At 62.3% G+C, this 15,980-nt stretch carries 17 protein-coding genes; 10 read left to right on the plus strand and 7 right to left on the minus strand.

Translation table 11 applies throughout. The features are described 5' to 3' along the window. Positions 1 to 120 precede the first annotated feature (120 nt). The 4 genes from AB8B31_RS02645 to AB8B31_RS02660 all read left to right on the plus strand — a co-directional run bounded on the left by AB8B31_RS02645 (position 121) and on the right by AB8B31_RS02660 (position 4,618). Positions 121 to 1,560 carry an FAD-linked oxidase C-terminal domain-containing protein gene (locus tag AB8B31_RS02645; protein WP_439007345.1) on the plus strand — a complete coding sequence of 480 codons (1,440 nt, stop codon included), beginning with the start codon at positions 121 to 123 and terminating at the stop codon, positions 1,558 to 1,560. Beyond that, complete coding sequence (gene glcE, locus AB8B31_RS02650) at positions 1,557 to 2,756, plus strand: glycolate oxidase subunit GlcE (RefSeq protein WP_439007346.1); 1,200 nt, start codon at positions 1,557 to 1,559, stop codon at positions 2,754 to 2,756. The genes AB8B31_RS02645 and glcE overlap by 4 nt, the downstream gene beginning before the upstream one ends. A gap of 68 nt (positions 2,757 to 2,824) precedes the next feature. After that, the gene (gene glcF / locus AB8B31_RS02655) at positions 2,825 to 4,135 is read left to right on the plus strand and encodes a glycolate oxidase subunit GlcF (protein WP_047621922.1); all 1,311 of its coding nucleotides are present in this window, start codon (positions 2,825 to 2,827) and stop codon (positions 4,133 to 4,135) included. Positions 4,136 to 4,177: 42 nt separating this feature from the next. Then, positions 4,178 to 4,618, plus strand: coding sequence for a hypothetical protein (locus AB8B31_RS02660; protein WP_047621924.1), 441 nt, complete (start codon positions 4,178 to 4,180; stop codon positions 4,616 to 4,618). Positions 4,619 to 4,637: 19 nt separating this feature from the next. Here AB8B31_RS02660 and AB8B31_RS02665 read toward each other — a convergent pair whose 3' ends face one another. The 3 genes from AB8B31_RS02665 to AB8B31_RS02675 all read right to left on the minus strand — a co-directional run bounded on the left by AB8B31_RS02665 (position 4,638) and on the right by AB8B31_RS02675 (position 7,118). Next, entirely contained in the window at positions 4,638 to 5,312 is a 675-nt protein-coding gene (locus AB8B31_RS02665) for an outer membrane protein (RefSeq protein WP_018244954.1), read from the minus strand. Positions 5,313 to 5,435: 123 nt separating this feature from the next. After that, a complete protein-coding gene (locus AB8B31_RS02670) occupies positions 5,436 to 6,128 on the minus strand; it encodes a L,D-transpeptidase (protein WP_018244955.1) in 693 nt (230 codons plus the stop codon). A gap of 240 nt (positions 6,129 to 6,368) precedes the next feature. Next, entirely contained in the window at positions 6,369 to 7,118 is a 750-nt protein-coding gene (locus AB8B31_RS02675; RefSeq protein ID WP_018244956.1) for a L,D-transpeptidase, read from the minus strand. 248 nt (positions 7,119 to 7,366) lie between these two features. Between AB8B31_RS02675 and AB8B31_RS02680 the strand changes: the two genes are divergently transcribed. Then, positions 7,367 to 7,996, plus strand: a complete 630-nt coding sequence (locus AB8B31_RS02680; RefSeq protein WP_047621926.1) for a DNA-3-methyladenine glycosylase I — start codon at positions 7,367 to 7,369, stop codon at positions 7,994 to 7,996. Next, positions 7,993 to 8,496, plus strand: a complete 504-nt coding sequence (locus AB8B31_RS02685; protein ID WP_018244958.1) for a hypothetical protein — start codon at positions 7,993 to 7,995, stop codon at positions 8,494 to 8,496. Before AB8B31_RS02680 ends, AB8B31_RS02685 begins: the two co-directional genes overlap by 4 nt. Before the next feature lie 29 nt (positions 8,497 to 8,525). Here the strand turns inward: AB8B31_RS02685 and AB8B31_RS02690 are convergent, their stop codons facing one another. Next, on the minus strand, positions 8,526 to 9,230 hold the full coding sequence (locus AB8B31_RS02690; RefSeq protein WP_018244959.1) for an HAD family hydrolase: 705 nt from the start codon (positions 9,228 to 9,230) through the stop codon (positions 8,526 to 8,528). 351 nt (positions 9,231 to 9,581) lie between these two features. On the opposite strand from AB8B31_RS02690, the gene AB8B31_RS02695 reads away from it, so the two are divergent. Beyond that, the gene (locus AB8B31_RS02695) at positions 9,582 to 10,631 is read left to right on the plus strand and encodes an aldo/keto reductase (RefSeq protein ID WP_018244960.1); all 1,050 of its coding nucleotides are present in this window, start codon (positions 9,582 to 9,584) and stop codon (positions 10,629 to 10,631) included. 65 nt (positions 10,632 to 10,696) lie between these two features. Here AB8B31_RS02695 and copM read toward each other — a convergent pair whose 3' ends face one another. The 3 genes from copM to AB8B31_RS02710 all read right to left on the minus strand — a co-directional run bounded on the left by copM (position 10,697) and on the right by AB8B31_RS02710 (position 12,426). Then, on the minus strand, positions 10,697 to 11,056 hold the full coding sequence (copM, locus tag AB8B31_RS02700) for a CopM family metallochaperone (protein WP_018244961.1): 360 nt from the start codon (positions 11,054 to 11,056) through the stop codon (positions 10,697 to 10,699). Positions 11,057 to 11,131: 75 nt separating this feature from the next. Next, complete coding sequence (locus tag AB8B31_RS02705; RefSeq protein ID WP_018244962.1) at positions 11,132 to 11,500, minus strand: hypothetical protein; 369 nt, start codon at positions 11,498 to 11,500, stop codon at positions 11,132 to 11,134. Positions 11,501 to 11,667: 167 nt separating this feature from the next. Continuing rightward, positions 11,668 to 12,426: a hypothetical protein gene (locus AB8B31_RS02710; RefSeq protein WP_026188632.1), complete on the minus strand. Its 759-nt coding sequence runs from the start codon at positions 12,424 to 12,426 to the stop codon at positions 11,668 to 11,670. A 130-nt stretch (positions 12,427 to 12,556) separates the two neighbouring features. Between AB8B31_RS02710 and hisS the strand changes: the two genes are divergently transcribed. The 3 genes from hisS to hisG are packed head-to-tail and all read left to right on the plus strand — an operon-like array spanning position 12,557 to position 15,936. Beyond that, the gene (gene hisS / locus AB8B31_RS02715; RefSeq protein WP_018244964.1) at positions 12,557 to 14,080 is read left to right on the plus strand and encodes a histidine--tRNA ligase; all 1,524 of its coding nucleotides are present in this window, start codon (positions 12,557 to 12,559) and stop codon (positions 14,078 to 14,080) included. 42 nt (positions 14,081 to 14,122) lie between these two features. Continuing rightward, entirely contained in the window at positions 14,123 to 15,244 is a 1,122-nt protein-coding gene (locus AB8B31_RS02720; protein WP_018244965.1) for an ATP phosphoribosyltransferase regulatory subunit, read from the plus strand. Next, positions 15,241 to 15,936, plus strand: a complete 696-nt coding sequence (gene hisG / locus AB8B31_RS02725; RefSeq protein WP_018244966.1) for an ATP phosphoribosyltransferase — start codon at positions 15,241 to 15,243, stop codon at positions 15,934 to 15,936. The genes AB8B31_RS02720 and hisG overlap by 4 nt, the downstream gene beginning before the upstream one ends. Positions 15,937 to 15,980 lie beyond the last annotated feature (44 nt).

A 15,980-nucleotide genomic window follows, 5' to 3' on the forward strand; every position in this document is an offset into this window, starting at 1 on the left:
CATTTGCGCCACTTTCGGGAAAGTGCTAAGCCGGTCTATCGGCGGCAGGGAGGTTCGCGGCCGGTTTCCGCTGTCATCTTCCCGCTGCCATTCCCCCTCGTCAGGGCCAGGGAGAGCGCCATGTCCGACGCCATTTCGTTTCTCAGCCCCCGCGCCGACGTGCTGGCGCGCCGAGCCCAGATCGTTGCCGATCTGACCGATCTTCTGCCGCCGGAATGCCTGGTGCATGAGGCGCGCGAGCTGGTACCGTTCGAGACCGACGCCTTTGTGTCCTATCGTCGCCTGCCGCTCGCCGTTGCCCTGCCGCGCACCACGGCTGAGGTCTCGGCCGTCATGCGTTATTGCCATCGCTACGGCATTCCCGTCGTGCCGCGCGGCGCCGGCACCTCGCTCTCCGGCGGCGCCATCCCGCAGGAGGATGCCGTCGTGCTCGGCCTGTCGAAGATGAACAGCATCCTCGAAATCGATCTGCCGAACCGCGTCGCCGTGGTCCAGGCCGGCGTGACCAATCTCAATATCTCCGAATCCGTCTCCGCGGACGGCTTTTTCTATGCGCCTGATCCGAGTTCGCAGCTTGCCTGCACCATCGGCGGCAATATCGGCATGAATTCCGGCGGCGCTCACTGTCTGAAATATGGCGTCACCACCAACAATCTGCTCGGCGTCAGGATGGTGCTGGTCGACGGCACGGTGATCGAGCTTGGCGGCAAGGCGCTGGATGCGGCAGGCTACGATCTGCTCGGCCTCGTCTGCGGCCATGAAGGCCAGCTCGGCATCGTCACCGAGGCGACGGTGCGGTTGATCGCCAAGCCGGAAGGCGCGCGCCCGGTGCTCTTCGGCTTCGAGAACTCGGAAGAGGCCGGCGCCTGCGTTGCCGATGTCATTGCCGCCGGCATTATCCCAGTGGCGATCGAATTCATGGACAAGCCGGCGATCGAGATCTGCGAAGCCTTCGCCCATGCCGGATACCCCCTCGATGTCGGTGCGCTTTTGATCGTCGAGGTCGAGGGGTCAGAAGCGGAGATGGACGCCACGCTGAAGGACATCGTCGAGATCGCCCGCCGGCATCTTGTCAAGACCGTGCGCGAATGCCAGTCGGCGACCGAGGCGGCATTGATCTGGAAGGGCCGCAAATCCGCCTTTGGCGCCACCGGCCGCATCGCCGACTATATCTGCATGGATGGCACCGTGCCGCTTAGCCAGCTCTCCCACGTGCTGAAAAGAACCGCCGAGATCGTTGATCATTACGGCCTGCGCGTCGCCAACGTCTTCCATGCCGGCGACGGCAATATGCACCCGCTGATCCTCTTCAACGCCAACGATCCCGAGGATGCCGCCCGTGCCGAGGCGGCCGGCAACGATATTCTGAGGCTCTGCGTCGATGCCGGCGGCTGCCTCACCGGCGAACATGGCGTCGGCATCGAGAAGCGCGACCTGATGCGTCACCAATATTCGGAGACCGACCTCGCCCAGCAGATGGCAGCGCGTGCCGCCTTCGATCCGGGCTGGCTCCTCAATCCGTCGAAGGTCTTTCCGCTCGAAGGGCGCCCCGCTGCATGATCGATCTGATGCCGACGAGCGAGGAAGAGGCAGCAGGGATCGTCCGCACCCATGCGCAGAGCGGCCGGCCGCTCGTGATCTGCGGCGGCAATAGCCGCTCGGGCTTCGGCAATGCCGTTGCTGCCGAGGACCGGCTGCGCTCGACCGGGCTTACCGGCATCGTCGCCTATAATCCCGGCGAAATGGTCATGACCGTCCGATCCGGCACGCCACTTGCCGAGGTCGAGGCGGCACTTTCGGAGAGCGGCCAGATGCTCGCCTTTGAGCCGATGGATCATCGCCCTGTGATGGGCACATCCGGTGAGCCGACCATCGGCGGCGTCTTCGCCGCCAATGTCTCCGGTCCGCGCCGGCTGATCGCGGGTGCTGCCCGCGACAGCCTGCTCGGGGTGCGCTTCGTCAACGGCAGGGGTGAGATCATCAAGGCCGGCGGCCGGGTGATGAAGAATGTCACCGGCCTCGATCTCGCCAAGCTGGTCGCCGGCTCGCATGGCACGTTGGGTTTCCTCACCGAAGTCACCTTCCGTGTGCCGCCGCGCCCGAAGACGGAGCGGACGGTGATGCTGTCCGGCCTCAACGACGCCGAGGCGGCAAACGCCATGGCGGCGGCGATGGCGCTGCCGGTCGAAGTCTCGGGTGCGGCGCATCTGCCCTTGACGGTGACGTGGAAATTCCTGGCCGGCAAATTGCCCGAGGGCGAAGCGACGGTTCTGCGCATCGAAGGCCTGCCGGGCTCGGTCGACGTGCGCGTCGAAAAGCTTGCCGCGGCAATGTCGGCCTTCGCCACGGTCACGCGGCTGGAGCAGCCGGAAAGTCATAAGCTCTGGCAGGAAATTCGTGACGTGCTGCCTTATGCCGACGGCACGGCGCGGCCGGTCTGGCGCGTCTCGGTCGCCCCCGGCACCGGCCATCAGCTGGTCGCCGCACTCCGCCTCGAAGCCGCCGTCGACGCCTTCTACGACTGGCAGGGTGGTCTCGTCTGGATGCGCATGGAGGCAGGCCCAGAAGCCGAACTGGTCCGTCGCTATATCAAGGCGCTCGGTGGCGGCCATGCGACGCTGATCCGTGCATCGGATGAGGCGAGGGCGGTCACATCAGCCTTCCATCCCGAGCCCGAGGCGGTGGTGATGCTGTCAGGGCGGGTGAAGGAAAAGTTCGATCCGGCCGGCATATTCAATCCGGGGAAGATGGGGTGAGGGACAAGATGGATCCGTGTCTCCCTATCTCCAGCAAAACCTCCAATACCCGTGGGGGATCCCGCTAGATGCAAACCAACTTCACCCTGACCCAGCTCCTCGATCCCGATGTCGCCGAATCCGAGCAGATCCTGCGCAAATGTGTCCATTGCGGTTTCTGCACCGCCACCTGTCCCACCTATGTGACGCTCGGCAACGAGCTCGACAGCCCGCGCGGCCGCATCTACCTGATCAAGGATATGCTGGAAAACGGCCGCCCCGCCGATACCGAGGTCGTCACCCATATCGACCGCTGTCTTTCCTGCCTTGCCTGCGTCACCACCTGTCCCTCCGGCGTCGATTACATGCATCTGGTCGATCACGCCCGCGCCCATATCGAAAAGACCTACAAACGCCCGTTCATGAACCGGCTGACGCGCGCCATCCTTGCCGCCGTGCTGCCCTATCCCGGCCGCTTCCGCCTGGCGCTCAATCTCGCCCGCCTCGGCCGGCCCTTCGCCGGCCTGATGCGGGGTGGCGCGCTGAAACCCTTCGCCGCCATGCTGTCACTTGCGCCGCGCCGCATCCCCGCCGCTTCGGACTTCGCAAAACCCGGCACGCATCGGCCCGAAACGGAACGGCGGGGCCGAGTGGCGATCCTTTCCGGCTGCGCCCAGCCGGTGCTCGATCCCGGCATCAACGCGGCGGCGATCCGGCTGTTGACGCGGCTCGGCGTCGAGGTCGTGGTGCCGGAAGGCGAGGTCTGTTGCGGCTCGCTGGTCCATCACATGGGCCGCGCCGAACAGGCGCTCGCCAGCGCGCGCGCCAATGTCGATATCTGGACGCGCGAGATCGAGGGGCAGGGCCTCGATGCGATCATCATCACCGCCTCGGGCTGCGGCACGACGATCAAGGATTACGGCCACATGCTGCGCCTCGATCCCGCCTATGCTGCAAAGGCGGCCAGGGTCTCGGCGCTGGCCAAGGACGTCACCGAATATCTCGCAACCCTCGACCTGCCGGCACAGATGCCGAACGGTATCACGGTCGCTTATCATTCCGCCTGTTCCATGCAGCACGGGCAACGGATCACGCTTGCGCCGAAGCAATTGCTGAAAGCGGCGGGCTTTACGGTGCGCGATCCCGCCGAAGGCCATCTTTGCTGCGGCTCTGCCGGCACCTACAACATCATGCAGCCGGAGATCTCGGCTACGCTGAAGGTGCGCAAGGTCAAAAATATCGAGGCCACCAAGGCCGATGTCATCGCCACCGGCAATATCGGCTGCATCACCCAGATCGCCACCGGCACCGGCATGCCGATCCTGCATACGGTCGAACTGCTCGATTGGGCCTATGGTGGCGCTGTGCCGGAAAAATTAACAGGTTTGCCGTTAGGCTGAAGCTTGCGAAGGCCCGTCGGGCCGGTCTCGGGAGTTTAGACGATGTGGCGGGGAATGATTGTGCTTGCGGGACTGCTCGGTGTGGCAGGCACCGCCCATGCAAATAGCCGTTATTTCTGTTCCGCCGATGACAAGGAAGCACGCTTCACGCTCGAAAGCGGTTTCGAAAGCGATGCCGGCCACAAGCTGAACCATTTCCGCGGTGCGTTGATCGTCAAGGATGAGGCCCAATCGACAGTATTCGGAAAGCGTGTTTTCGAATCGCAGCACCTGACCAACCACTGGTCGCGCGACGGCGAACTGCTTATGGAAGTCTTTGACGGCGGCGGCGACGATACCGACGGAGCAACGCTGGATCTGGTGGTCGTCGCCGGTGAACGCGGCAAGCCGTCGGCAAATTTCAGCGGCACCTATTCCCTGACGATCGAAGGCGGTGAAAAACCCTATGCCGTCGAGGGCAAGGTCAGCTGCGGCACGAAATAGCACCGCAGCCGAAATTTATTTACCAGTGGAACGATACGCCGACGTTGACGGCATTCGTGAAGATGTTGGTCTTCAGGTCCACGCCGCTGTCGATCGGAACGTCGATGCGCGAATAGGTGCCCTTGTATTCGACGAAGGTCGACCAGCGCTCGGTCACCTTGAAGTCGACGCCGGCCTGGGCCTGCAGCGTCACGCCGCCGAATTCATAAGCCCAGGTCTTGCCCTCGGGGCGAATCACTTCAACATGCGGAATGTTCACGCCGATGCCGGCGCCGAGATAGGGGGTCCAGCGGCGGGTCGGATCCTGGAAACGGTAGAGACCGTTCACCGTGATCAGGTTCAGGCCGTCGGTGAATTCGAAATGCGACCAGCCGGTCTTGGCCAGCGTATCGTCGTCGGCATAGACTTTGTCATGGGTATAATCGAGCGAGATACCCCAGTTCGGCTTGTTGAAGTTCTCGAGCCACCAGGTGACGCGGCCGCCGTAATAAGGCGGGCTGCCGAAGGACTTGCCTTCCCAGCCGGCGGTGAAGTGCGTGCCGTCGGAAAGGTCGACGCCGCTGTGCGGCGCGGTCTGGTAGCCGCCGTAGATGGAGAATTGCAGATCTTCCGCCGAGGCGGAAACTGCCGAACAGATTGTGAAAAACGCGATGCCCGCAAGTACGGAAGCGGAGGAACGCAGCGCATATGTCATTGAATAGCCCCGATATTGCAAATGTGTCGACTCTTAGGCAGGTTTGCCAGCTTTCGGCCTGAAAGTCTAAGCAAAATAAAAGGCGCGTCAAAAAGCGCCTTTCGTTTTTTTTGAAAGTGTTGCTCAGCCGCCAAACATCGTGCGCAGCACGTCGATGCCCCGGTCCTCAAACGCCACATTGCCCTGCCGGTTGCCGGGGCCGATGACGATCACCTTGGTGCCGACAGGCGCGCGATCGTAGAGATGCGTCACATCCTCGTTCATCATCCGGATGCAGCCGGAAGACATGTTGAGGCCGATCGTCCAGGGCTGATTGGTGCCGTGAATACGGAAGATCGTGTCGCGGCCACCCTGGTAGAGATACATGGCGCGGGCGCCGAGCGGGTTGTCCTCGCCGCCTTCCTGGAAAGCAGGAATCATGTGTCCTTTGGCGGCTTCGCGGCGGCGCATTTCTGCCGGCGGCGTCCAGGCGGGCCATTCAGCCTTGCGGCCGATCTTGACCACCCCCGACCAGCCGAAGCCGTCGCGGCCGACGCCGATGCCATAGCGGGTGGCGCGGTTGTTGCCCTCGACGAGGTAGAGATATTTGTTGTTGGTGTCGATGATGACGGTGCCGGCGGCTTCCGTCGTTACCAGGCGCACTTTTTTGCGCTTGAACTGCGGCTTCACGTATTTCGGCATCTGCGCCACGCGCACGATCTGCGCCGGGCGTCGTGCATTGTCGGACGCGGAGCCCGCGGGTGCAGCAAAGGCGGATGTAGACATCAAGGACAGGACAAGTCCGGCAGCAGCCAGACCCGGCATTAGTTTGATCATGATCGATTCCCCTCAAGCAAATCCGCCCGAAGCTACATGAACTTCTGCCCGATTCAAGATCGGCGTGGCCGGATACAGCAATTTTGGAGAAGGGGAGCAGGATGTTCTTGCGGCCCCTGCTGCATAATTGATCCTCAAATCGGAATCGACTTAAGGAAAAATTATGCAGCAATTTAAAGGGTCACAGCGCCCTTTGCGGCTCTCGAAAAGACGCGCGGCGCTGTAAGTATTGCGCCGCCGTTACATGACGATGACGCGGGTTCCCACACTGACGCGGTCGTAGAGGTCGATGACGTCTTCGTTGCGCAGGCGAATGCAGCCGGAGGAGACGGCACTGCCGATCGACCAGGGCGCGTTGGTGCCGTGGATGCGGTAAAGCGTCGAGCCGAGATACATGGCGCGCGCGCCGAGCGGGTTTTCCGCACCGCCGTCCATGCGCGCCGGCAGGTAATGACCCTTGGCGGCTTCGCGGCTGATCATCTCGGAAGGCGGCGTCCAGTCCGGCCATTCGGTCTTGCGGGTGATCTTGTGGGCGCCCGCCCATTCGAAGCCCGGCTTGCCGACGCCGACGCCATAGCGGCGCGCCTTGCCGCCTTGCATCACCAGATAGAGGAAGCGGTTGTTGGTATCGATGACGATCGTGCCCGGCTTTTCCTGCGTGTCGTAGTCGACCATCTGCGGCAGGTATTGCGGTTCGATCGGATGGCGGATCGACGGGATGCCGGGATTGATCGCCGAAACGGTCTGCGGTGCGGCCTGCGGCGCCTGGCGCAGCACGCGACGCTGGAAAAGGCCGCGCTGCTGCTGGCGGACGATCGGCCGCTGATAGACGACGGGTCGAACGGTGCCGCCGCCCAGCTGGTTGATCCAGGGCGCGGTCAGATCGGGGCTGAGCACGACGGGCGGGCGAGTGGCGTAGCGGTCGTCTGCAAGGGCGGCCGTGGAGAAAATGCCGAAGAGGGCTGCGGCAAGAACAAGCTGTTTCATCATCGGACGAACTCTCTACAAATGACCGAAAATGCGCTGGCGGGACATGTCCGCCCGGACGGAGATGTTCCGCCCGGCAAAGACGCTGCCACCCAATCCGCCAGCGAATGGTAAAGATCGATTCACGAAAAGCCGACCGTTGGGATAAACTTTTCGTCAGGGTTACCGTTCGGTTTGGAAAGACGGTTTGCAAATGGTAAAGCCGGAATCAAAGACCGGAGAACGAGCGGACCCCCGCAGAATGAAGGATCATGAGCGCGACAGGCATCATCATCGGCGAGGACGGCAGGAGCCGTTGCCACTGGCACGCCAATCTGCCCGATTATCTCCGGTATCATGACGAGGAATGGGGCCGCCCTGTCACCAATGACATCCGCCTCTTCGAGAAGATCTGCCTCGAAGGTTTCCAGTCCGGCCTTTCCTGGCTGACGATTCTGCGCAAGCGGGAGAATTTCCGCGCCGCCTTCGCAGGTTTCGATTTCCACAAGGTCGCCCTCTTCGGCGAAGGGGATGTCGCTCGCTGCCTTGCCGATGCCGGCATCATCCGCCATCGCGGCAAGATCGTCTCGACCATCAACAATGCCAAGCGTGCGATCGAGCTCAGGGACGAATTCGGCTCGCTCGCCCATTATTTCTGGCGCTACGAACCCGGCCATAACGAGCGGCCGGCGGTGGTCGACCGTGATCACATCGTCGCCAATCCGACGACGCCGACATCCGTGGTCATTTCGAAGGATCTGAAGAAACGCGGCTGGACCTTTGTCGGCCCGACCACAGTTTATGCTTTCATGCAGGCGATGGGTCTCGTCAACGATCATCTGGAAGGTTGCTTCTGCCGGCCCGAGGTCGAGGCGATGCGCACCGCTCTGGTCCGCCCATGAAAGATCTATCCGTGAGAACAATTATCGCCGCCGCTGCCCTTTTCCTCCTGACGGTCTCCGCCATGGCGCAGACGCCGCAGCTCGATCCCGGCGAGAAGCTGGAGAAGCTGCAGTTCCCGGCCGTCACCATGCAGTTGAAGGGCTGGACGAAGTTCGGCAATAGCCATGTCTATACGCTGCCGGTGCGCGCCGGCCAGCATATGAAGATCAGTTTTTCCAGTAAGAGCAAATTTGCCTTCCTGGCGATTTTCGACCTGTCGAAACCGGATGACGAGGCCTTCTTCGGCACCGACGAGGACGGCATGAGCTTCGAGACAACGGTCAAGGAGAACGCCACCTGGCTGCTGCGCCCCTATTATTCCAAGGTCTCGCCGCGCCGTGGCCTCGGCGCTCCCTTCAGCATCCTGATCGAGCCGTTGGCGGCTGCCCCGCAGCAGCCGAAACCGGCCGCCGAGCCGGAGCGCCCGTCGCTGTTTCCAAAGGCGCCAGCCAAGCAGTGAGCCAAGAGCTACAAGCGCAGCTTGGCAGCTTATGAGAGCCGGTCGATCAGGTCGCGCAATTCGCCGAGGTGGTCGATCTTGCGGAAACGCGGCGCCTCTTTCGGCTCGTCCACATGTTCCAGCACCCAGGTCAGTTCGTGCGGCACGAAAACGCCGTAGCTGCCGGCGGCAATTGCCGGCACGATGTCCGATTTCAGCGAATTGCCGACCATCATCGCCCGCTCCGGCCCGTCGCCGACCTTGGCGAAGATGCGGCGATAGGTGACGGCCGTCTTGTCGGAGACGATCTCGATGGCGTCGAAGAAGTCGCCGAGCCCGGATTGCGCAAGCTTGCGCTCCTGATCGAAGAGATCGCCCTTGGTGATCATCACGAGCAGGTATTTGCCGGCAAGCGCTTCCAGCGTGTCGCGCACATGCGGCATGGTTTCGACGGGATGAGAGAGGAGCTCGCGGCCGGTATCGAGGATCTTGGCGATCACGCCGGCCGGAATCTTGCCCTCGGTGATTTCGATCGCCGTCTCGATCATCGACAGCGTGAAACCCTTTATGCCGAAGCCGTAGTGGCGAAGGTTCCGTTTCTCCGCTTCCAGCAGCCGTTCGGAAATCTTCGGTCCTTCGGCGAAATCGGCAAGAAGCCCGGTGAAATGCGCTTCCGTCAGTCGGTAATATTGTTCGTTCTGCCAGAGTGTATCATCGGCATCGAAGCCGATCGTGGTCAGTGGTCGCGTCGCCATATGCGCACCCTAGAGCATGATGCCGAAAAGTGTGAGCGGTTTTCGGACGACATTAATGCTCTCACAATTTAACTGAGAACAGGATTCAGATTTTAGGCCGACCCGGCCTAAAATCATCCTGTTCTTAAAATATGGCCGGCAATCTATCGGATGCCTGTGTCGAGACAAGGGCATCCGCCTTTACAGCGCCGCGCGTCGGCGTTGAAAAGCGCCGCCGCCGCACTACATGAAAATCGCCTCACCTTGCAGCCAGCCACGGCTGTGCCTGTCATATGCAGGCCAATAATCAAAAAATGAAGTTCAGCAGTTCGCAAGCCCCTCTTGCGGCAGACACAAAGGAATTTTTCGACCATGCGTTACAATCAACTCGGAAATACGGGACTTTTCGTCTCGGAAATCTGCCTGGGCACGATGACCTTCGGCGAAGCCAAACAAGGCAGTATGTGGGGCGCCATCGCCGACGTCGACCAGAATGCCGCCGACCGGATCGTCGAGCGCTCGCTTGCATCAGGCGTCAATTTCATCGACACGGCCGACGTCTATTCATCCGGCGAGTCCGAAAGGCTGCTCGGCCAGGCGCTGAAGAACCTCGACATCCCCCGCAAGGACGTCGTCATCGCCACCAAGGTCTACGGCGTCATGGGCGACAAGCCGAACGACCGCGGTGCCTCGCGCGGCCACATCATGGATTCCGTCGAGGCGAGCCTCAAGCGCCTGCAGACGGATCATATCGACCTCTATCAGATCCACGCGACCGATACGGTGACGCCGATCGAGGAGACGCTGCGCGCTCTTGACGATCTCGTTTCCCGCGGTCTCGTGCGCTATATCGGCGTCTCCAACTGGCAGGCCTGGCGCATTTCCAAGGCGCTCGGCCTCTCCGAACGCCGCGGCTTTGCCCGCTTTGAAACCGTGCAGGCCTATTACTCCATCGCCGGCCGCGATCTCGAGCGTGACATCGTGCCGATGATGCAGGAGGAAAAGCTCGGCCTGATGGTCTGGTCGCCGCTCGCCGGCGGTCTGCTCTCCGGCAAGTATGGTCCAGGCGCGCCCGGCAACGGCGAAGGCCGCCGCGCCAGTTTCGATTTCCCGCCCGTCGACAAGGACAAGGCCTGGGCCTGCGTCGCCATCATGCGCGAAGTCGCCGAAAAGCACGGCGTCAGCGTCGCCACTGTGGCGCTCGCCTATATCCTCGCCAAGCCCTTCGTCACCACAGTCATCATCGGCGCCAAGCGTGTCGACCAGCTCGACCAGAACCTTGCCGCCGTCAAGCTGAAGCTCGATGAAGACGATATGAAAAAGCTCGACGAGGTGAGCGCGCTTGCTCCGGAATATCCGGGCTGGATGCTGGCGCGACAGGGCGCCGGCCGCCGCCCGGCCGATTTCGAGCCGAAAGACTGACCTCGCCAACATAAGTCCTGGGGAACGCCGGACATTTCCGGCGTTCCCCTTTTCATAACGATCGATTATTTGCCGTGGGCTTTGAGCCAGGCGTTCATCTCGGCGATCTCGGCTTCCTGCGCCTTGATGACGGCTTCGGCGAGCTTGCGGATATCGGGATCTTTTCCATATTGCAGCTCGATCCGGGCCATATCGATCGCGCCCTGATGGTGCGGGATCATGCCGCGCACGAAATCCGCATCAGCATCGCCGCTGTACTCGATCATCATATCCTTGTGCATCTTGGCGTTGGCCTCGCTGAAGGCGTGGCTTGCCGCATCGTGGTTGCCCATCGGCTTGCTCATATCCATCGGTTTGTCTTCGGCAAGGACAGGAGCGGCAATGATGGCGAGCATTGCGGTGAGGGCGATGATTTTCAAAGACATGAGAGTTCCTTCCTCTGTCTGACAATAGGTTTGCCGGGCAGCTGGGCCACCCGATTGGCATGGATTGCTGTGGTGTCAGGACAGTCGGGGAGGCGGCGACTGCGGTGTCGGTTTGTTGTCATCGAGGGCGCGGGCAAGCGCCGGGGCGGGATAGCCGAAGATGGACTTCCCGCTGGCCATGACCATCACCGCCGGTGGCAGCAGCAGACAGGCGGCGCAAAGCGGCATATGCGCGGAATTACCGGTGGCGCAAGGGTCTTTCAACGGATCGGCCTTATCAGCCGCCCCCGGCATATTCATGCGTGATATCTCATGGTGCATACCGCCGGTTTCGACGGCGACCGGTGCGTTCATCGACGCACATGTCGGACAGCCCGCCCATGCAGACATGGCGCTGTAGACCAGCCAGCCGAGAAACATCGTGATGAGGGCGAGCATGCGCATGCTGTTTTATAGGCGAAGGCCGGATGCAAGCCAAGCCGACCGGCGATCACATCCTGATCACTACAGCGCCGCGCGTCTTTTCCGACGCGCAAAGGACGCTGTAACACTTTCAATCCTCGCATCGTGCTTTCCGAAAATCGATTCCGATTTTCGGAAAGCACGATGCGCTAGGCGGCAATGACCTTGTGCTCGACCCGGTAATCCTTGCTCTCTTCGCCGAGCGGCGCCACCGGCCATGTCCAGCTAGCTTTTGCCGGTGGCGGCAAAACGCCATGCAGCAGGTCGGCCTCCTCATGCGTCTTGCCGTTGCGATCGATGACGGCATAGGCGATATCGGTCACCAGGCAACTGCGGCAGGAAAGCCCGGAAAGCCCGGCCAGATGTGCCGCGATCAGCCTTTCCACCGTGTCCTCAGGCATTCGCCCGGCGTCAGTTTCATGGCGCCGTTTCACGCCGCGACCGATCTGTGACAAGAGGTTGGCGGAAACCACCAGATCGAGATAGGGCACAGCGCGCAGGAAGCCGAGCGGTTCGGGCTCGCGGCCGGCGGCAAGTTCATCGTAGCCGGAGAGATCGCGCTCGATCAGCCGGACATTGCGATAGCCCTTGGCCGACAGCCACAGGCGCACCGAGGCGAGATGAACGAGATCGACCAGCACGACGGTGTCGAAATCTCGCGCCAGCACCCCGATCGGTACATCGCGCAACAGGCCGGAACCGAGCACGACGGCGGTCCGCTTCTGCCTGAGATCGGCGGTCGCCGCCAGGATCGCCTTCCGGCTCATCTCCTCATGTTCGGCCCAATCCCCGGCGCAGCGCCCGGCGCGCGACCAAAGATTGACGGAATAGCGGATGAACTTTCGATGCGGCTTGCCGGTCAGCGGCAAGGTCGCGGCATAGAGAAGCGCCTCAGTGATCATGAGCATATCCGCATTTCTGATGGATGCCTCTTCGTTCAATCGATTCTCGCAGCCACATCAAGACCCTTCGCCCTTGCCGCTCCCCGCCCAATCCGCTAGGAAACCGCCACTGTCACAGTCAGTGGAATTCCCGGAAATGAACGACAAGCAGAAGAAACCACAAAAGCTCAAGGCCCGCCTGCCGCGCGGCTTCGTCGACCGGACGGCCGGCGATATCCGCGCCGTCAACGAGATGACGGCAAAGATCAGGGAAGTCTATGAGCATTATGGTTTCGATCCGCTCGAAACGCCGCTGTTCGAATATACCGATGCGCTCGGCAAGTTCCTGCCTGACAGCGACCGGCCGAACGAGGGCGTCTTTTCGCTGCAGGACGATGACGAACAATGGATGTCGCTGCGTTACGACCTGACGGCGCCGCTCGCCCGTCATGTCGCCGAGAATTTCAACGAGATCCAGTTGCCCTACCGCACCTATCGCGCCGGTTACGTCTTCCGCAACGAGAAGCCAGGCCCCGGCCGCTTCCGTCAGTTCATGCAGTTCGATGCCGATACCGTCGGCGCGCCCGGCGTCCAGGCCGATGCCGAAATGTGCATGATGATGGCCGATACGCTGGAAGCCCTCGGCATCAAACGTGGCGACTATGTCATCCGCGTCAACAACCGCAAGGTCCTGGATGGCGTGCTCGAGGCGATCGGTCTCGGCGGCGACGACAAGGCCGGCCAGCGGCTGAACGTGCTGCGCGCCATCGACAAGCTCGACAAGTTCGGCCCGGAGGGCGTGGCATTGCTGCTCGGCCCCGGCCGCAAGGATGAATCCGGCGACTTCACCAAGGGCGCCGGGCTTAACCAGGAGCAGATCGACAAGGTGCTGTTCTTCGTCGGCATCAAGGACTATGCCGAAAGTGCCGCCCGCCTCGCCGAGCTCGTTGCCGGAACCTCCAGGGGTGGCGAAGGCGTCGAGGAGCTGAATTTCATCGGGGCTCTCGTCGCGAGCGCCGGCTATGGCCCTGACCGCATCAAGATCGACCCCTCCGTCGTCCGCGGCCTCGAATATTATACCGGCCCGGTCTATGAGGCCGAACTGAGCTTCGACGTCACCAATGAAAAGGGCGAAAAGGTCGTCTTCGGTTCGGTCGGCGGCGGCGGTCGTTATGATGGCCTCGTCTCGCGCTTCATGGGTCAGCCGGTTCCGGCGACCGGCTTTTCGATCGGCGTCTCCAGGCTGATGACGGCGCTGAAGAACCTCGGCAAGCTCGGCGCCAGTGAGGTCATCGAGCCGGTGCTGGTGACCGTCATGGACGGCGATGTCGAGGCGATGGGGCGCTATCAGAAGATGACGCAGGAACTGCGCGCCGCCGGCATTCGCGCCGAGATGTTCCAGGGCAACTGGAAGAAGTTCGGCAACCAGCTGAAATATGCCGATCGCCGCGGCTGCCCTGTCGCCATCATCCAGGGCGGCGACGAGCGCGCCGAAGGCGTCGTGCAGATCAAGGATCTGATCGAAGGCAAGCGGCTCTCCGGCGAGATCGAAGACAATGCCAGCTGGCGCGAAGCGCGCGTGGCGCAGGAGACGGCGCCGGAAGCCGACCTCGTCGCCAAGGTGAAGGAGATCCTTGCTGCGCAGGCCGAGGATCGAAAGAGGGCGGGCGGCAATGTCTGAGGCATTTCCGACACGCTCTTTGCCTATCGTTCGGAGGCCCGCATGCCTCTGATCAACCTCCCCGAATTCTCCAACGACCTGCTTGCCGAATTTGTCGCGCGCAATGCCGAGCGCATCGATACGCCTGTCATTCAGCCGGCCGAACCTTTCCTTGATATCGCCGGCGAGGATCTGCGCCGCCGCATCTTCATGACCGAGAGCGAAACCGGCGCCAGCCTCTGCCTGCGTCCCGAATTCACCATCCCCGTCTGTCTGCGCCACATCGAGACGGCGACCGGCACGCCGAAGCGTTATGCCTATCTCGGCGAGGTTTTCCGCCAGCGCCGCGACGGCGCCAACGAATTCTATCAGGCCGGCATCGAGGATCTTGGCGATATCGACCTGTCAAACGCCGACGCCCGCGCCATCGGCGATGCCACCGGCATTCTCGCCCGCCTGCTGCCGGGCCGCCGCCTGGCGGTGACGCTGGGCGACCAGGCGGTGTTCGAGGCGGTCGTCCAGGCGCTCGGCCTGCCGCTCGGCTGGCAGAAGCGGCTGATCCACGCCTTCGGCAATATGACCCAGCTGGAAGCGCTGCTTGCCAGCCTCGTCAGCCCGCAATTCGTCACCGGGCTGGACGACGATATTGCCAGGCTTGTCGCATCGGGCGACGAGCAGGCGCTGGTCGCCCATCTCGAGCGGGAGATGCAGAAGACTGGCTATTCGACGAATGCCGGCCGTTCGGCCCTGGAGATTGCCCGACGGCTCAAGGAAAAGCTTATCCTGTCCGAAACGCGCCTCGACGACGCGGCCTTCCACGTGCTGGAAGAGTTCCTGTCGCTTGACGTGCCGCTCGTCAATGCGTCCGCGGCCCTTGCCGGTTTCGCCGATGCTGCCGGGCTGAAACTCGGCAACGCCCTCGCGCGCTTCAATGGCCGGGTCGCAGCACTTTCCAATGCCGGCGTCGATCTTTCCTGTCTCGACTATCGCGCCGCCTTCGGACGGCCGCTCGATTATTACACCGGCCTCGTCTTCGAGGTGACGGTGGAAGGCTCGACCGCGGTGCTCGCCGGCGGCGGCCGCTTCGATCGGCTCCTGACTTTCCTCGGCGCAACGGACCGCATTCCGGCCGTCGGCTTCTCCTTCTGGCTCGACCGTATCGAAACCGAAAGGGCAGCCGCATGACCATCACCATCGCGCTTCCCTCCAAGGGCCGGATGAAGGAGGACGCTTCGGCGATCTTCGAACGTGCCGGCATGACGATCTCGGCGGTTGGCAACGATCGCTCCTACCGCGGCCGCGTCGAAGGCTGGGATGATGTGGAGATCGCCTTCCTCTCGGCTTCCGAAATCTCCCGTGAAATCGGCAACGGCACCGTCGATTTCGGTGTCACCGGCGAGGATCTGATGCGGGAAGGTTTTGCCGAGGTCGATAAGCGCGTCGAATTCTGCGCCCGGCTCGGCTTCGGCCATGCCGATGTCGTCGTTGCCGTGCCGGAGATCTGGCTCGATGTCGACACCATGGCCGATCTCGTCGATGTCGCCGCCGATTTCCGCGCCCGCCACTCCAGGCGCCTTGCCATCGCCACCAAATACTGGCGGCTGACCCAGCAGTTCTTTTCGAGCCAGCACGGCATCCAGCTTTATCGCATCGTCGAAAGCCTGGGCGCCACCGAGGGGGCCCCCGCGTCCGGCTCGGCCGATATCATCGTCGATATCACCTCCACCGGCTCGACGCTGCGCGCCAACCATCTGAAGGTGCTCCAGGACGGCGTCATCCTGCATTCGCAGGCCTGCCTAGTACGCGCCCGCAAGGAAAGCCATGCCGGCGAACCGGCTGTGCAGGCAATCATCGAGGCAGTGCGCGACGCCCTCTAGCTAGTGCCATTCGAAAAGCATGCAAAAACCCGCCGTCGGATGAC

Source organism: Rhizobium sp. 62_C5_N11_2, from assembly GCF_051811185.1.
GTDB classification, from domain to species: domain Bacteria; phylum Pseudomonadota; class Alphaproteobacteria; order Rhizobiales; family Rhizobiaceae; genus Rhizobium; species Rhizobium leguminosarum.

Excerpts from the sequence above, each read along its gene's own strand:
- AB8B31_RS02645 (WP_439007345.1), top strand. The coding sequence starts at position 121 with ATGTCCGACGCCATTTCGTTTCTCAGCCCCCGCGCCGACGTGCTGGCG.
- glcE (WP_439007346.1), top strand. The coding sequence starts at position 1,557 with ATGATCGATCTGATGCCGACGAGCGAGGAAGAGGCAGCAGGGATCGTC.
- glcF (WP_047621922.1), top strand. The coding sequence starts at position 2,825 with ATGCAAACCAACTTCACCCTGACCCAGCTCCTCGATCCCGATGTCGCC.
- AB8B31_RS02660 (WP_047621924.1), top strand. The coding sequence starts at position 4,178 with ATGTGGCGGGGAATGATTGTGCTTGCGGGACTGCTCGGTGTGGCAGGC.
- AB8B31_RS02665 (WP_018244954.1), bottom strand. The coding sequence starts at position 5,312 with ATGACATATGCGCTGCGTTCCTCCGCTTCCGTACTTGCGGGCATCGCG.
- AB8B31_RS02670 (WP_018244955.1), bottom strand. The coding sequence starts at position 6,128 with ATGATCAAACTAATGCCGGGTCTGGCTGCTGCCGGACTTGTCCTGTCC.
- AB8B31_RS02675 (WP_018244956.1), bottom strand. The coding sequence starts at position 7,118 with ATGATGAAACAGCTTGTTCTTGCCGCAGCCCTCTTCGGCATTTTCTCC.
- AB8B31_RS02680 (WP_047621926.1), top strand. The coding sequence starts at position 7,367 with ATGAGCGCGACAGGCATCATCATCGGCGAGGACGGCAGGAGCCGTTGC.
- AB8B31_RS02685 (WP_018244958.1), top strand. The coding sequence starts at position 7,993 with ATGAAAGATCTATCCGTGAGAACAATTATCGCCGCCGCTGCCCTTTTC.
- AB8B31_RS02690 (WP_018244959.1), bottom strand. The coding sequence starts at position 9,230 with ATGGCGACGCGACCACTGACCACGATCGGCTTCGATGCCGATGATACA.
- AB8B31_RS02695 (WP_018244960.1), top strand. The coding sequence starts at position 9,582 with ATGCGTTACAATCAACTCGGAAATACGGGACTTTTCGTCTCGGAAATC.
- copM (WP_018244961.1), bottom strand. The coding sequence starts at position 11,056 with ATGTCTTTGAAAATCATCGCCCTCACCGCAATGCTCGCCATCATTGCC.
- AB8B31_RS02705 (WP_018244962.1), bottom strand. The coding sequence starts at position 11,500 with ATGCGCATGCTCGCCCTCATCACGATGTTTCTCGGCTGGCTGGTCTAC.
- AB8B31_RS02710 (WP_026188632.1), bottom strand. The coding sequence starts at position 12,426 with ATGCTCATGATCACTGAGGCGCTTCTCTATGCCGCGACCTTGCCGCTG.
- hisS (WP_018244964.1), top strand. The coding sequence starts at position 12,557 with ATGAACGACAAGCAGAAGAAACCACAAAAGCTCAAGGCCCGCCTGCCG.
- AB8B31_RS02720 (WP_018244965.1), top strand. The coding sequence starts at position 14,123 with ATGCCTCTGATCAACCTCCCCGAATTCTCCAACGACCTGCTTGCCGAA.
- hisG (WP_018244966.1), top strand. The coding sequence starts at position 15,241 with ATGACCATCACCATCGCGCTTCCCTCCAAGGGCCGGATGAAGGAGGAC.